Source organism: Caldicellulosiruptor kronotskyensis 2002, assembly GCF_000166775.1.
Lineage (GTDB): Bacteria > Bacillota > Thermoanaerobacteria > Caldicellulosiruptorales > Caldicellulosiruptoraceae > Caldicellulosiruptor > Caldicellulosiruptor kronotskyensis.
The window spans coordinates 1,796,545-1,812,378 of the sequence record NC_014720.1 but is presented as its reverse complement, the minus strand read 5'-3'; the positions used below and the strand labels follow the sequence as shown (position 1 = coordinate 1,812,378).

At 36.8% G+C, this 15,834-nt stretch carries 14 protein-coding genes; 12 read left to right on the top strand and 2 right to left on the bottom strand.

The features are described 5' to 3' along the window. The first annotated feature begins 12 nt into the window (after positions 1-12). The 8 genes from rnpM (at position 13) to CALKRO_RS08270 (ending at position 8,544) form a co-directional block, all read left to right on the top strand. Positions 13-306, top strand: coding sequence for an RNase P modulator RnpM (gene rnpM / locus CALKRO_RS08305; RefSeq protein ID WP_013430590.1), 294 nt, complete (start codon positions 13-15; stop codon positions 304-306). Beyond that, complete coding sequence (gene infB / locus CALKRO_RS08300; RefSeq protein ID WP_013430589.1) at positions 303-2,840, top strand: translation initiation factor IF-2; 2,538 nt, start codon at positions 303-305, stop codon at positions 2,838-2,840. Before rnpM ends, infB begins: the two co-directional genes overlap by 4 nt. A gap of 27 nt (positions 2,841-2,867) precedes the next feature. Beyond that, positions 2,868-3,266 (top strand): 30S ribosome-binding factor RbfA, encoded by a 399-nt coding sequence (gene rbfA, locus CALKRO_RS08295; protein ID WP_013430588.1) that lies wholly within the window; start codon positions 2,868-2,870, stop codon positions 3,264-3,266. After that, on the top strand, positions 3,263-4,219 hold the full coding sequence (locus CALKRO_RS08290; protein WP_013430587.1) for a DHH family phosphoesterase: 957 nt from the start codon (positions 3,263-3,265) through the stop codon (positions 4,217-4,219). The genes rbfA and CALKRO_RS08290 overlap by 4 nt, the downstream gene beginning before the upstream one ends. Beyond that, the gene (truB, locus tag CALKRO_RS08285; protein WP_013430586.1) at positions 4,216-5,088 is read left to right on the top strand and encodes a tRNA pseudouridine(55) synthase TruB; all 873 of its coding nucleotides are present in this window, start codon (positions 4,216-4,218) and stop codon (positions 5,086-5,088) included. Before CALKRO_RS08290 ends, truB begins: the two co-directional genes overlap by 4 nt. Then, on the top strand, positions 5,075-5,992 hold the full coding sequence (locus CALKRO_RS08280; protein WP_013430585.1) for a bifunctional riboflavin kinase/FAD synthetase: 918 nt from the start codon (positions 5,075-5,077) through the stop codon (positions 5,990-5,992). The genes truB and CALKRO_RS08280 overlap by 14 nt, the downstream gene beginning before the upstream one ends. A gap of 118 nt (positions 5,993-6,110) precedes the next feature. Then, positions 6,111-6,377, top strand: a complete 267-nt coding sequence (gene rpsO / locus CALKRO_RS08275; RefSeq protein ID WP_013430584.1) for a 30S ribosomal protein S15 — start codon at positions 6,111-6,113, stop codon at positions 6,375-6,377. A 61-nt stretch (positions 6,378-6,438) separates the two neighbouring features. Next, entirely contained in the window at positions 6,439-8,544 is a 2,106-nt protein-coding gene (locus CALKRO_RS08270) for a polyribonucleotide nucleotidyltransferase (protein WP_013430583.1), read from the top strand. A 62-nt stretch (positions 8,545-8,606) separates the two neighbouring features. Here CALKRO_RS08270 and CALKRO_RS08265 read toward each other — a convergent pair whose 3' ends face one another. Next, positions 8,607-9,050, bottom strand: a complete 444-nt coding sequence (locus CALKRO_RS08265; RefSeq protein ID WP_013430582.1) for a threonine/serine exporter family protein — start codon at positions 9,048-9,050, stop codon at positions 8,607-8,609. 21 nt (positions 9,051-9,071) lie between these two features. Next, positions 9,072-9,824, bottom strand: a complete 753-nt coding sequence (locus tag CALKRO_RS08260) for a threonine/serine exporter family protein (protein ID WP_013430581.1) — start codon at positions 9,822-9,824, stop codon at positions 9,072-9,074. A gap of 221 nt (positions 9,825-10,045) precedes the next feature. Here CALKRO_RS08260 and CALKRO_RS08255 point away from each other — a divergent pair, with 221 nt between their 5' ends. From CALKRO_RS08255 to rho, 4 genes are all read left to right on the top strand, one after another. After that, on the top strand, positions 10,046-11,293 hold the full coding sequence (locus tag CALKRO_RS08255; RefSeq protein ID WP_013430580.1) for a serine hydroxymethyltransferase: 1,248 nt from the start codon (positions 10,046-10,048) through the stop codon (positions 11,291-11,293). 17 nt (positions 11,294-11,310) lie between these two features. After that, positions 11,311-12,636 (top strand): replication-associated recombination protein A, encoded by a 1,326-nt coding sequence (locus CALKRO_RS08250; RefSeq protein ID WP_013430579.1) that lies wholly within the window; start codon positions 11,311-11,313, stop codon positions 12,634-12,636. A 51-nt stretch (positions 12,637-12,687) separates the two neighbouring features. After that, positions 12,688-13,911 carry an NAD(P)-dependent malic enzyme gene (locus CALKRO_RS08245; protein ID WP_013430578.1) on the top strand — a complete coding sequence of 408 codons (1,224 nt, stop codon included), beginning with the start codon at positions 12,688-12,690 and terminating at the stop codon, positions 13,909-13,911. A 248-nt stretch (positions 13,912-14,159) separates the two neighbouring features. Continuing rightward, positions 14,160-15,833: a transcription termination factor Rho gene (gene rho / locus CALKRO_RS08240; RefSeq protein WP_013430577.1), complete on the top strand. Its 1,674-nt coding sequence runs from the start codon at positions 14,160-14,162 to the stop codon at positions 15,831-15,833. Position 15,834: the final 1 nt, after the last annotated feature.

Below are 15,834 nucleotides of genomic sequence, written 5' to 3'. Positions count from 1 at the left end.
TGGGGTGAAAATGTGCAAGAGTTTATTCCTCATAGAAAATGTGTTGGCTGTATGAGTATAAAACCTAAAAAAGAGCTTTTGAGAATTGTCAGAACAGATAAAGGAATTTTTATTGACTCAAAACAGAAAATGCCAGGAAGAGGAGCATATATTTGTAAAGATTTAGAATGTTTAAAACTTGCTATGAAGAAAAAAGGATTAGAAAAATCGCTAAAAGTGAATATTTCAAAAGATTTTTATGAAAAGCTTGAAGAATTTTTAAAAAAATTGGCAGTAAAAAGCTTTGATGCGGAGGTGTGGGAATGACTAATAAGCTTAGGATATATGAATTTGCAAAGCTTCTTGACATGAAAAATAAAGATTTAATGGATGTACTTAATAAGTTAAACATTGAACACAAAAATCATATGAGTGCTCTTGAAGAGAATGATATAAATCTTGTACTTGAATATATTTTGCAAGAGAAGGACAAACAACAAGCTGAAAGAAGAGCAGAAAGAAGAAATGTTTCAAAGGATCAACAGGTTCAAGAAAAGAGGCAAAAAATAGAAGACAGAAAACTTCGAAAGTTTGATGAAAAGCCTCGTCATGAAAGAAAGGTAGAAGAAAAAGAAAAAAGTAGACAGCTACGAGATGAAAGACAGAAAGAAGAGAGATATAAAAAAGAAGATAAACCAGCAAAGTCTGGGGCAAGAGACAAAACAACAGTGCAAGAGAGTAGAAAAACTATAGAGATTGAACTCAAGCAGGAAGTAGAAAAAAAACAGGTTTCTAAACCAAAATACGAGGTCGCGAAGGAACAGAAAATAGAGAAGAAATTTCAGGATAAGGCTCAAGCAAAACAGAAGCAGGAAAAGGCTCCAAAACACAAAAAACAAACTTTTGCTATTGAGGAAGAACATCATGAAGAAGTGATATTAGGCAGAGAAGAACTTGAAAAGGTTGACAGAGAAGTTGAAGATACTCTTTTAGAAGAAGAATACTTGCAAGAAAAGCATGTCAGACGCGGTAGAAAAGAAAAACTTAAGAAGAAGTCGAAAGAGCAAAAAGAGGTTTTGAAATTACAGACAAAGCCAGCTCAGGAGGAGAAAAAAGAAGAGGTAATAAAGATACCAGAAAAGATTGTGGTTGGCGAGTTTGCAAACTTGATAGGAAAACCTGCGGCAGAGATTATCAAAAAGCTAATAATGCTTGGTGTGATGGCAAATATCAATCAAGAGATAGACTTTGATATTGCATCTTTAATAGCAGAAGACTATGGATTTAAAGTAGAAAAAGAGATTATAAAATCTGAAGAAGAGATTCTTTTAGAGGACCAGGAAGACCCGCCAGAAAGCCTTGTTCCACGGCCGCCTGTTGTGGTTGTAATGGGTCACGTTGACCATGGAAAGACATCATTACTTGATGCTATAAGAAAAACTAATGTGACAGAAAAAGAAGCTGGTGGAATTACACAGCACATTGGTGCATCTGTTGTAGAGGTAAATGGTAGAAAGATAACATTTTTAGACACGCCTGGACATGAAGCGTTTACTGCGATGAGAGCAAGAGGTGCACAAGTTACTGATATAGCAGTGCTTGTAGTTGCAGCTGATGATGGTGTTATGCCGCAGACAGTAGAAGCTATCAACCACGCGAAAGCAGCAAATGTTACTATCATAGTTGCAATAAACAAAATTGATAAGCCAGAAGCAAACCCTGAAAGAGTAAAGCAACAGTTATCTGAATATGGACTTATTCCAGAAGAGTGGGGTGGAGATACAGTCTTTGTAAATGTCTCTGCAAAGAAAAAAATAGGTATTGACCATCTGCTTGAAATGATTTTACTTGTTGCTGACCTTATGGAGCTCAAAGCAAATCCAAACAGACCTGCACGTGGTAGGGTAATTGAAGCAAAACTCGATAAAGGTAGAGGACCTGTTGCAACAGTCTTGATTCAGAAAGGAACATTAAAAGTAGGAGATTATGTTGTTGTTGGAAACACATGGGGAAGAATTCGTGCAATGATGGACGACAAAGGTCAGAGAATAAAGGAAGCAGGTCCTTCCATGCCTGTTGAGATTTTAGGGCTTGAAGATGTACCCATTGCAGGTGATGAGCTTGTATGTGTGAAGGATGAAAAGACAGCGAAGATGGTTGCACAGATAAGGCAAGAAAAACTCAAAGAAGAAAAAATGCAAAGCACAAAGATATCCCTTGATGAGCTTTTTGAAAGAATTCAAAAAGGCCAGTTGAAAGAGCTAAGGGTTATTATAAAAGCTGACGTTCAAGGGTCGGTGGAAGCACTAAAATCTGCTGTTGAAAGACTTTCAAACGACAAGGTTACTGTCAAGGTCATACATGCCGCGGTTGGTGCTATCACTGAATCGGATGTTACTTTGGCTTCTGCATCGGACGCTATTATAATAGGATTTAATGTCAGACCAGAGGTTGGTGCAATGTCACTTGCTGAAAAAGAAAAGGTTGATGTGAGGATGTATAGGATAATCTATGATGTAATAAATGACATTGAAGCTGCTATGAAAGGGCTGCTTGAGCCTGTCTACAAAGAAGTAGTAATAGGACATGCAGAAGTCAGACAGATATTCAAATCATCTGCAGTTGGCACAATTGCAGGATGTTATGTTCTGGACGGCAAGATAACAAGGACAGCAAACGCGCGAATTATTCGTGACGGTGTTGTTGTTTATGAAGGGAAACTTGCATCGCTCAAGCGTTTTAAAGATGATGTCAGAGAAGTTGCAGCTGGGTATGAATGTGGTATGACCTTTGAGAAGTTTAACGATATAAAAGAAGGGGATATTGTGGAAGCATATGAAATGCAGAAAGTGGAAAACTAAATTATAAAAAGGTGAGGGGAGCAGAATATGCAATTTGAAAGGTCAGATAGGGTCTCTGAAGAAATAAAAAAGGAACTGAGCGATATAATTCAACATGATCTCAAAGATCCTCGCCTTTGTGCAGAGCTTATAAGCATTGTAAAGGTGAATATGAGCAAGGATTTGAGGCATGCAAAGGTTTATGTTAGCATATTTGACAAGGACAAAGAAAAGGTTGAAAGTACAATGAAAGCGTTAGAAAATGCAAAACCATATATTAGAAGGGAAATATCAAAAAGGATAAGTTTAAGGTTTACCCCAGAGATAACATTTGAACTTGACAATTCCATTGAGTATGGAGCGCGAATTTCCCAGATTTTGAATCAACTAAATATTTCAAAAGAAGATGAAAACATTGAGGAAAGTGAAGGTGAAGAAGAAAATTGATAGAGAGTAAGATTATTCAGCAGCTTTTAGAATCAAATTCGATTGCTATTGTATCGCACGAGAATCCTGATGGGGATTGTATCGGCTCAATGCTTGCGCTTTATATGGCACTTAAAAGAAAAGGTAAAGATGCAAGAATGTTTCTAAAGAATAATGTTCCAAAAAATTTAAGGTTTTTACCTGCAGCAGAAAAAATAGAGGTGGTAGACAGAATTGACGAAAATTTTGATGTTCTTGTCCTGCTTGACACAGGTGAGCTTGAGAGGACGGGAATTGAAAACATTGAAAATTGTTATTCAAAGCTAATAAATATAGACCACCATGTGACAAGCGAAGGGATAGGAGATCTGTTTTATATAAATTCTTCCTCTGCTGCAACAGGTGAAATTATATACCAGATTGTCAAACTTATGGGGATTGATAATGATAAAGAAATTGCAACCTGTCTTTACACAAGTATTTTTACCGACACAGGAGGATTTAAATATTCAAACACTACTTCAATAACCCATCAGATTGCAGGTGATTTAATAAACACTGGGATTGACTTTGTGTATATTATCAACAAGGTATTTGATGAGATGAGCCTTTCAAAGTTTAATCTTTTGAAAGATGTTTTGCAAACATTAGAACTTTTTGAGGGAAACAAGATTGCTTTTTTGACAGTGACAAAAGAGATGCTGAAGAAAAATGGTGCCTCACGAGATGAGACAGAAAACATTATAAATTTTGCAAGAAACATTGAAGATGTTGAAATAGCTGCAATATTTATTGAAGAAGAAGACAAAATAAAGGTGAGTCTGAGGTCGAAATACTATATTGACTGTGCCCAGATTGCTAAGGAATTTGGTGGAGGAGGGCATTTGAGGGCAGCTGGTTTTTCAAGTAGAAACGCTTCTTTAGCTGCTGTAAAGGAAAACCTACTAAGGAGATTAAAAAGTGATCTAAGATGAATGGAGTTTTACTTGTTGACAAACCAGTAGGTATTACCTCACATGATGTTGTTGAATTTGTCAGGAAAGTTTTCAGTGTGAAAGCTGGGCATGCAGGAACACTTGACCCTTTTGCAACTGGGCTTTTGGTCATTTTGCTGGGGGAGGCTACAAAGCTTTCTTCTTACTTTACAAGTCAAGAAAAGACATATATAGCAACAATGCAATTTGGTATAAGGACCGATACACTTGATATAACTGGTAAAATCAAAGAAAAGAATAATATGATTGTTGAAGAAAAAGAGATAGAAGAATGTTTTAAAAATTTAAAAGGAGAAATTGAGCTTGATGTTCCAATTTTTTCTGCAAAAAAGTTGAGAGGTAAAAAACTCTATGAGTATGCACGAAAAGGAATAAATATTGAAATTCCAAAGGTGAAGAGTATCATATATAATATAGAGATAATCAACTTTTCATATCCGTATCTTGAATTTAAAGTTCAGTGCAGCCACGGAACGTATATTAGAAGTTTGGCAGAAAAGATTGCAGAAAGTCTTTCGACTGTAGGTCTGCTTTCTGAGCTAAGAAGGATAAAAAGCGGTTTTTTTGATTTGAAAGATGCAGTTGCTTTGACCGATATCAGGGAAAAAAGTATAATTCCTGTGTACAGGCTATTTAAAAATGAGATAAAAGTAGGCAGAAAAGCATATAAGAAGATTTTAAATGGAAATCTACTTGTGCCCCAGGACATAGAAGATATTATAGAGATTGACACTGCATTTGCAGACTTTTATAAAATTTGGGATGATAAGGTTGTCTTTATATACAAAAGAGAAAGGGATGTATTCAAATATATTTTAAAGGTGGAAACTGCAGATGAATGTTTATGAGATTGTAGAAAAAAGATACGATAACCCAGCTGTTGCGCTTGGATTTTTTGACGGCTTTCATATAGGTCATAAAAAGTTGTTTGAGGTTTTAAATGCAAATGCCAGCGGTATAAAAAAAGTTGTTTTTACTTTTAAAAATCATCCTGACAACCTTCTTGGTTTTGATACAAAGTATATACTTACAAATGAGGAAAGATTAGAATTTTTCAGAAATTATGGCATAGATGATGTGTATTTTATAGAATTTAATAAAAAGATAATGCAGATGGATAAAGATAGGTTTATTGAGGAAATTCTAATTGATAAGTTAAATGTATCAGTGGTAGTTGTAGGGTATGACTTTACGTTCGGATACATGGCAGAGGGAGATAGCAAGTATCTATGTGAAAAACTTTACCAGTTTGGTCGAGAGTGTATAGTGATTGACCCGGTGATGTACCAAGAGCACATTGTGAGCAGCACGCTTATCCGAAGGTTAATACTTGAGGGGAATATAAAACTTGCGAATTGCATGCTTGGCTTTCACTTTTTCATTAGTGGTACTGTAAAAAGAGGTAACAGGTTAGGGAAAAAGATGGGTTTTCCAACCATTAACATAAAATTTGATAAAGAAAAGATAGTACCAAAGAAAGGTGTATATGTCACAAATACAATTATTGATGATAAGAGGTATTTGTCCATAACCAATGTAGGGACAAACCCCACTGTTTCAACCTCAGATAATATAAAGATAGAGACGCACGTATTGGGTGTTGATAAGGACATGTATGGGAAGCGAGTTAAAATAGAATTTATTGACTTTGTGCGTGAAGAGAAAAAATTTTCAAATATAGATGAACTTAAAAACCAAATAACGCAAGATGTTGAGTATGTAAAAGCTTTATTTTGCAAAGCAAGTATATAGACATAAGCGAAGATTTTTGCTACAATATGCTATGTGCTAACCTGAGTCATTGTCAGAGGATGCTCCCAGCCTTTGACAAAGATTCAGGCATTTTTAGAGGAAAGGGAGGTGTAAAGATATGCTCACAAAACAACAGAAGGAAGAAATTATTAAAAAGTATCAGCTCCATGAATCTGACACTGGTTCTCCAGAGGTACAAATTGCGCTTTTGACAGAAAGAATTAACAGGCTCAACGAACACCTTCAGGTTCACAAAAAGGATTTCCATTCAAGAAGAGGACTTTTGAAGATGGTAGGGCAGAGAAGAAAACTTCTCAATTACCTTAAAAATTATGACATCAACAGGTATCGTGAGCTTATAGAGAAATTAGGACTGAGAAAATAATTGGCAGAATAAGTGGAGCGGTATTATTCCGCTCCATTATTTTAGAAAGAGGTGGTAGGGATTGGAGAGTAAAATTTATAAAATGGAGCTTGCTGGAAGAGAGCTAAGCTTTGAGATTGGAAAATACGCTCTTTTAGCAAACGGGGCTGTGCTTGCAAGATATGGTGATACGGCTGTGCTTGTCACTGCATGTGCTTCTGAAAAGCCCAGAGAAGGTATAAACTTTTTCCCTCTTACAGTTGACTATGAAGAGAGGCTGTACTCTGTTGGTAAAATTCCAGGTGGATTTATAAAAAGAGAAGGTAAACCGTCCGAAAAAGCGATTCTTTCTGCAAGATTAATTGACAGACCTATAAGACCGCTTTTCCCAAAGGATTTTTATCATGATGTCTCTGTTATAGCCACAGTACTGTCAGTTGACCCTGACAATCCACCGGATGTCCTTGCAATGCTTGGCTCATCTGTTGCACTGTCAATCTCTGATATACCATTTGAAGGTCCGACTGGTTCAGTGCTTGTTGGGTATGTGGACGATAAAATTGTCATAAATCCGACCGCAAAAGAAAGAGAAGTGAGCAAACTTCATCTTGTTGTATCAGGAACAAAAGATAGGGTAATGATGATAGAAGCTGGTGCGAAAGAAGTTTCAGAAGATATAATGCTTGAGGCTATAATGAGGGCACAAGAAGAGATAAAGAAGATTGTTGAATTCATTGAGGGAATAGTAAGAGAAGTTGGCAAGCCGAAAATGGAATATCAAAAGAGGATTGTGCCAGAAGATATAAAACAAAAGGTACGTGAGATTGCATACGACAAGGTTTACCAGTATGTGCAGATACCTGACAAGATTGAGAGGGATAAAAAGCTTGATGAGCTCAAAGAGGAAGTATTCAAGGCTTTTGAAGGTGAGACAGAAGAAACTCTTTTACTTGTAGATGATGCTCTTTATAGCCTTGAAAAAGAGATTGTCAGAAAGATGATTGCAGAGGAAGGGAAACGCCCTGATGGCAGAAAATTTGACGAGATAAGACCTCTTTATGCTGAGGTTGGTATTCTGCCAAGAACACATGGTTCTGCGCTGTTCAAAAGAGGTTACACTCAGGTTTTGACAGTGGCAACTCTTGGTACAAAAGGTGAGATGCAATTTTTAGATGGTCTTGAAGAAGAAGAGGCAAAAAGGTATATGCATCATTATAACTTTCCGCCATTTTCTACAGGTGAATCAAAACCTGTAAGAGGTCCTGGAAGAAGAGAGATAGGACATGGCGCATTAGCTGAAAGGGCTCTTGAACCTGTTATTCCTTCAGAAGATGAATTTCCTTACACCATTCGACTTGTATCTGAGGTTTTGACATCTAACGGTTCAACGTCACAGGCAAGTGTATGTGGCAGTACTCTTGCACTTATGGATGCTGGTGTGCCAATTAAAGCTCCGGTTGCAGGAATTTCTATCGGCCTTATTACAAAAGACGACGGCAGTTTTATTTTACTTACTGACATTCAAGGTATAGAAGACTTCTTTGGAGATATGGACTTTAAAGTGGCAGGGACCCGAGAAGGTATTACTGCCATTCAGCTTGACATAAAAATCCATGGACTTACAAAAGAAATTATCGAAAAAGCACTCTACCAGGCAAGAGAAGCAAGGCTTAAAATTTTGGATTTTATGCAAACTGTAATTGACAAACCAAGAAGCGAGCTTTCACCTTATGCTCCAAAGATATTCAAAACTACAGTTGACCCTGAGAAAATTAGAGATATAATTGGACCAGGTGGAAAGATGATAAATAAAATCATCGCAGAGACAAATGTAAAGATTGATATAGAACCTGATGGAAGAATATTTGTTGCGGCACCTGATGATATCTCTGGTAACAGGGCAATTAGCATGATTGAAGGAATCGGTCGCGAGATTGAGGTTGGGCAATTTTTCCTTGGCAAGGTGACAAGAACTGCATCTTATGGAGCATTTGTTGAAATATATCCTGGCAAGGAAGGACTTGTGCATATATCTCAGTTAGACGAGAGAAGATTAAAATCTGTAGACGAAGTTGTAAAAGTTGGGGATTTGGTGCTTGTAAAGGTAATAGGGATTGACAAACTTGGCAGACTTTCGCTTTCACGAAAAGAAGCATTGAACGTAACATATTCAAGAAAAGCAAAATAAAAGAAAGCATAAACCATTTGCAAGTGGCTTATGCTTTCTTTTATTTTTATTTATAATTAAATTTATGATTTTCTCTGAAAGGCCTTGAACACCCAGTTAAAAGACGTTACAATCATTATCGCAACTGCAATTGAACCTGCAATCAAAAGGGTTTGCATACCTGTTTGAATGGCAATGTCAAACTGGCTTTTGAGAAGTGCTATCATTGTATTGTACATGCCAGCTCCTGGCACAAGTGGTATCAATCCCGGGATAAGAAAAATTGGTACAGGATTTTTGAGAAATCTTGCAAATATTTCTGACAGCACATTTATAAAGAGTGCTGCAAAAAAAACAGAAAGAATTTGAGAAAACCCGAATTGCAACAGAAGTAAATTGACAAGCCAGCCAAACATTCCATTTATTCCGCAGTACAACAGGCTTTTGCGTGGTGAGTTTGTAAGGATGGCAAAAGAAGAACTTACAATAAACGCTGAGATTAGCTGAAATACCAAACTTCTTTCCAACTCTTTTCCTCCTTTTGAGATTTATCTAAAAAGACTGAGTGCTATACCAGCTCCTGTTGCGATGAACACAGCTATTAAAAAAGCTTCAACTCCTCTTGCAACCCCAGATAAAAGATCACCTGCAATAGTATCTCTTATTGCATTAGTAATTGCAACACCTGGTGTCATTATCATTACAGAACCAATAATTATTTTATCTAAGTGAATACCTATATTGAGACTTATTGTGATAATAGCTATCAAAGCAGTGATAGCCCCTCCAATGATGTATGAAATAAAATAAGAAAAGTTTTTAGAGTTAGTATAGTTTAAAATGGTTTGAGTGATAAAACCTACAAAAAAAGCTGAAATTGCATCTCTCAGTTTCCCTCCAAACAAAATTGTGGAAAAACAACACACAAGTGCTGCTGCAAATGGTAGCAAATAGGAAGCATATCCTTTTTTATTTTTAATCTTATTCAAGATTTCAATTGCTTGATCATAAGTGAAGTCTTTGATTTGAAAATCGCGGGAAAACTGATTTACAAGTGAGATTTTATTAAGATCAATTGTTCTACTTTTAATTCTTTTTGAGACAGTAACCAGATTATTATTTTCATCTGCAATTGTTGCGACAATCACTGTAGGTATTACAAAACTTTCGGCAAGCTTTAATTTTCCTTTTGAGCATATTCTAACCATTGTATCTTCTACTCTGTACGTTTCAGCACCGTTTGTAAGCATTATCTCACCTGCTAAGAGCGCAATCTCTATAAGTTGTTTCGGGCTCATCATTTTTTTAAGAATAGCCTCCATCTTCTTGATTTTTCACAGTAAGATTATATAGTATTTGTGCCAATATGTGAACATTAAACTTTGTGCACAAATATGTTCAAATGGTTGACTTTTAAAATTGGACTAAAATATAATATACACAAAGAAGAAATTGATGTATAATCATAAGGTATGAACGTTCGAATACCTTTACAATAAAATATTCGGAAAGGGAGATGAAAATGTATTTTTACAATTTAGTAAAAAATACAGATCCAGAAATAGCTGAGGCAATAAAGAGCGAGCTTAAAAGACAGCAGAATAAAATTGAGCTTATTGCATCTGAGAACTTTGTTTCAATTGCAGTAATGGCAGCAATGGGTTCACCTTTGACAAATAAATATGCAGAAGGATATCCAGGAAAGAGATATTATGGTGGATGCGAATATATCGATGTTGTTGAATCTATAGCAATTGAGAGAGCTAAAAAACTGTTTGGAGCTGAACATGCTAATGTCCAGCCGCACTCAGGTGCACAGGCTAACATGGCTGTGTATTTTGCAGTATTAAATCCGGGCGATACCATCCTTGGAATGAATCTTTCGCATGGTGGACATCTGACTCATGGCAGCCCTGTGAACTTTTCAGGAAAGCTTTACAATATTGTTTCATATGGGGTTGACCCTGAAACAGAGACAATAAATTATGATGAAGTTTTAAAACTTGCAAAGGAGCACAGACCAAAACTTATCTTGGCAGGCGCATCGGCGTATCCGAGAGTCATCGATTTCAAAAAGTTCAGGGAAATAGCTGACGAGGTTGGAGCATATTTGATGGTAGATATGGCTCACATTGCTGGGCTTGTTGCTGCAGGGCTTCATCCATCACCTGTTGAATATGCTGATTTTGTTACAACCACAACACACAAAACGCTCAGAGGTCCACGCGGTGGTCTTATTCTTTGCAAAGAAAAGTATGCAAAATTAATTGACAAGACCATTTTCCCTGGAATACAAGGTGGCCCGCTTGAACATGTAATAGCTGCAAAAGCTGTTGCTCTCAAAGAAGCTATGACAGAAGAGTTCAAAAACTACCAGGTTCAAATATTGAAAAATGCAAAAGCTCTGAGTACAAGACTTATTGAAAGAGGATTCAGACTTGTGAGTGGTGGAACTGATAATCATTTAATGTTGGTAGATTTGAGAAACAAAGGTATTACAGGAAAAGATGCTGAAAAGATATTGGATGAGCACAATATAACATGTAACAAAAATGCGATTCCTTTTGATACTCAAAGTCCAATGATAACAAGCGGGATAAGACTTGGGACGCCGGCTGTCACAACCAGAGGGTTTAAAGAAGAGGATATGCTTGAGGTTGCAGATATTATCCATGATGCTTTAACAAATTCTGATACTAAAGAGAATATTTTGATCAGAGTGAAAGCTCTTTGCGAAAAACATCCTTTGTATAAAGAATTTGATGAATAAGCTTAAGGTGAATTAAAATGGACTTTTTCCAATATCTTAGCGGAAAGAGGTTAAAAAAGGAATCACCTCTTGCTTACAAGCTCAGACCCAAACGCCTTGAGGAAATTGTGGGACAGGAACACATATTAAGCCCGGGCAAACCTCTTTATAACTTAATTAAAAACGATAGACTTACTTCAATAATTCTCTATGGGCCACCTGGGACTGGGAAAACTACAATTGCACATGTGATTGCTAACGCTACAGGCAAGACTTTCAAAACCATAAATGCTACAATTGCAGGTGTAAACGATATTAAGAAGATTATAGAAGAAGCAAAGTTTGAGTTTACTCAAACAGGTAAAAAGACAATTCTCTTTATTGATGAGATACACAGGTTTAACAAACTTCAGCAGGATGCCCTTTTGCCTTCTGTAGAAGAAGGAGTAATAATCTTGATTGGGGCAACAACTGAAAATCCTTTTTATGAAGTCAATAAAGCACTTGTGTCAAGGTCCTTGGTATTTGAGCTTTTTCCACTTAAAGAGGAAGATATATTAAAGATTATTGAAAGAGCAATTTCGGATAAAGAAAATGGACTTGGTGAGCTGAATATCCAAATAGAAGAGGATGCTAAAAAGCTCATAGCAAGGCTCTCAGGTGGAGATGCAAGAGTTGCTTTGAACATCTTAGAAGCTGTGGTGTATTCTTCGCAAGCTCGCGATGACGGCAAGATTTATATTTCCCAGGAATTTGTCATTAATCTTTCAAATAGGAAAACAGCATTGTACGATGCTACAGGAGATATGCACTATGACACCATTTCTGCCTTTATAAAAAGTGTGAGAGGTTCTGACCCGGATGCAGCGCTGTTTTACTTGGCAAAGATGCTTGACAGTGGAGAGGATATAAAGTTTATAGCAAGAAGACTAATAATATTGGCAGCAGAAGATATTGGTTTGGCAGATCCGATGGCGCTCACAATTGCAGTTTCTGCAGCAATGGCATGTGAATTTGTGGGAATGCCAGAAGCAAGAATTATTTTGTCTGAGGCGACAATCTATCTTGCATGTGCTCCAAAAAGCAACTCTGCATATTTGGCAATTGAAAAAGCCTTGGAAGATGCTAAAAATGTGAGTATAAAAAGTATTCCCATGCATCTTAGAATGGCAACACATGGAGAGGAAAAACTTGGACATGGTATTGGGTACTTGTATCCTCATGATTTTGATAATAACTGGGTTTCTCAGCAATATCTACCTGATGAGCTTGTTGGTAGAAGATACTATTTTCCAACTGAAATGGGAAAAGAAAAGTTTATAGCTGAATATATTAAAAAGTTGAGAGAACAGCTTGACAGCTAAAAAGTCAAAAATTTGCATGCATAAAAAGAGCGTGAGAGGAGAAAATAAAAAATGGATGTAAAAACGCTTGCACTGCAACTTCATAGGCAACACAGAGGGAAGATTGCCCTCAAAAGCAAAGTTAGCGTAGATAATCAGCACGACCTTAGTATATACTATACACCCGGTGTTGCAGAACCTTGCAGAGAGATTGCAAAGAATAAGTCTCTTGTGTATGAGTATACATCTAAATCCAACTGGGTTGCAGTGGTAACAAATGGTACAGCTGTTTTGGGTTTGGGAGACATTGGTGTGCATGCCTCTTTGCCTGTTATGGAAGGCAAGGCAATTTTGTTTAAACAGTTTGGTGGTGTTGATGCATTCCCCATTTGTATAGACTCAAAAGATGTTGAAGAGATTGTAAAGACAGTAAAGCTTATTGAAACATCTTTTGGTGGAATAAATTTAGAAGATATAGCTGCACCAGCATGTTTTGAGATTGAACAAAAGCTAATTGAAAGTCTTGATATTCCTGTGTTTCATGACGACCAGCATGGAACTGCTGTAGTAGCCTTAGCTGCTTTGATAAATTCTCTTAAAATTGTAGGAAAAAGAATATCAGAGGTCAAAATAGTCATAAACGGTGCTGGTGCTGCTGGAATTGCCACTGCAAAGCTTTTGTTAAAGTATGGAGCAAAAAATATTGTTGTTTGCGATAAGCACGGTGCCATATACGAAGGAAGAGAAGAAGATATGAACAAGTATAAAGAAGAAATAGCAAAGATTACTAATAGAGAAGGAATAAATGGTTCTCTTAAAAAAGCAATTGAAGGTGCTGATGTGTTTATTGGTCTTTCTGTTGCAAATGTCCTGAGTGAAGATGATGTTAAGAAAATGTCAAGCAATGCAATTGTGATGGCAATGGCAAATCCGATACCAGAGATTATGCCAGATATTGCAAAAAAGGCAGGAGCAAGGATTGTTTGCACAGGAAGGTCTGATTTTAATAACCAAGTCAATAACGTGTTGGCATTTCCAGGTATTTTTAGAGGAGCACTTGATGTTATGGCAACAAGGATAACAGATGAGATGAAGATAGCAGCTGCTGAGGCTATAGCTAAGGTTGCAGAGGAGGAACTTTCAGAAGATTATGTAATTCCAAAGCCTTTTGACAAGAAAGTAGCCTTTGAGGTGGCTTTAGCAGTTGCAAAAAAGGCAGTGGAACAAAAGGTAGCGCGGCTGGATCTGAATGATGAAGAGCTCAGAACAAAGATTTTGTCTATGTTAAATATATAAAAGAGTCAAGAGCAGAGTTAGGTGAAGTTTTGATGCCTAACTCTGATTTTTTATTATCTCTAATCTTATCATTATAAATAGAAACATTATCTTTAACTCAACAATGTCACTATTGACAAAGTAATATTAGACTTTTAAAATAAAAGATGTCAGATTAAACGTCATCTCTTGCAATTAACTTCCCCAGACAGAAGTTAATAGAATATAAGTGCAAGAAATGAGAAGTAAGTAGACAAGGAGGGAAAAGAGTGCCTGGGTCACTTGATGAGTTTTTAAAAGGAAAGTCTATTATTGAACTTAGAGAAATAGCAAAAAGTCTGGGTATTCAAAAATATTCTCTGCTCAAAAAAGGTGAATTGATGGAAGCTATTAGAAATTTTCTGGGAAGTTCAGAAGAAGATGCCACAGTTCTTGAGGGCATAGGCAAAAAAGAAAAAGGAAGAAGAGGAAGAAAAAAGAAATCAGAAATTGCAGAAGTTCAGCAGACTTTTGAATTAAAGAGCGAGGAGCTACAATCAAAGGTTGGAGAGACCAATGAGAAGGAAGAGGAAAGACCAAGTGAAATGGAAAATAAAGAAGGAGAAGATAACATAAAAGAACAGACTTTGTCTGAGCACATACAAAAAGAAGAAGAAAAAACTGAAATGCCAACAGATGTTAGTTTGAATGAGGAGAAAAAAGAGGAGAGTAAAGTCATAGAGTTAAAACCTAAAAAAGAAGAAAAAAGAGAGGATAAAATGCAGATAGAAATTCCGCCAGAATTAAAAGAACTTGAAGGTAAAGTGGAGATAGGCGGCATAGGCGAAGGAGTTTTGGAGATAATTTATGAGCCTGGTGGCGGTGGCGGTTACGGATTTTTGCGCGATGATTCGTTCGTTCCTGGCCCAAACGACATATATGTTTCGCCATCTCAAATCAGAAAATTCAATCTCAAAACCGGAGATAAAATTAGAGGTCCCATTAGGCTTCCAAAAGAAAATGAGAAGTTTGCAGGGCTTTTGTATGTTCAGAGCGTCAACGATATGAAACCAGAAGAAGTTGCAAAACGCACTCCTTTTGAAGACCTTACCCCTATTTTCCCAAACAAAAGAATAATTTTGGAAAATAAAAATGAGCCTAAGGATTTAGCGGTGAGACTCATAGACCTTATTGCGCCAATTGGAAGAGGTCAGAGAGGATTAATTGTAGCACCACCAAAAGCAGGTAAAACTACACTATTAAAGAAGATAGCAAATAGTATTCTGACAAACTATGATGATTTGCATTTGATTGTACTGCTCATTGATGAAAGACCTGAAGAGGTCACTGATATGCAAGATTCAATAAAAGCAGAGATACATTACTCTACATTTGATGAAACTCCTGAACACCACATAAAAGTTGCTGAAATGGTTTTAGAGAGGGCTATGAGACTTGTTGAGTGTAAAAAAGATGTTGTCATTTTGTTAGATAGCTTGACAAGGCTTGCACGTGCTTATAACTTAGTTGAACCACCTTCTGGCAGAACACTTTCTGGCGGTCTTGACCCGAATGCTCTTCATAAACCTAAAAAGTTTTTTGGGGCTGCAAGAAACCTTAAAGAAGGTGGTAGTCTTACTATCCTTGCAACAGCATTGATTGAAACAGGATCGCGAATGGATGATGTTATATTTGAAGAGTTCAAGGGCACTGGCAACATGGAGTTGCACCTTGACAGAAAACTTTCTGAAAAACGAATATTCCCGGCTATTGATATAAACAAGTCAGGGACGCGAAGAGAGGAACTTTTGCTGTCTGAAGAGGAAAAAGCAGCTGTTGATGCTATCAGAAGAGCACTTTCTAACTTTGGAACAGCAGAAACCACAGAGAGAATTATTAGCATGCTTTCTCAAACAAAGTCAAATGAAGAATTTATAAGAAAAATATTACAAAATTTGAGATAAA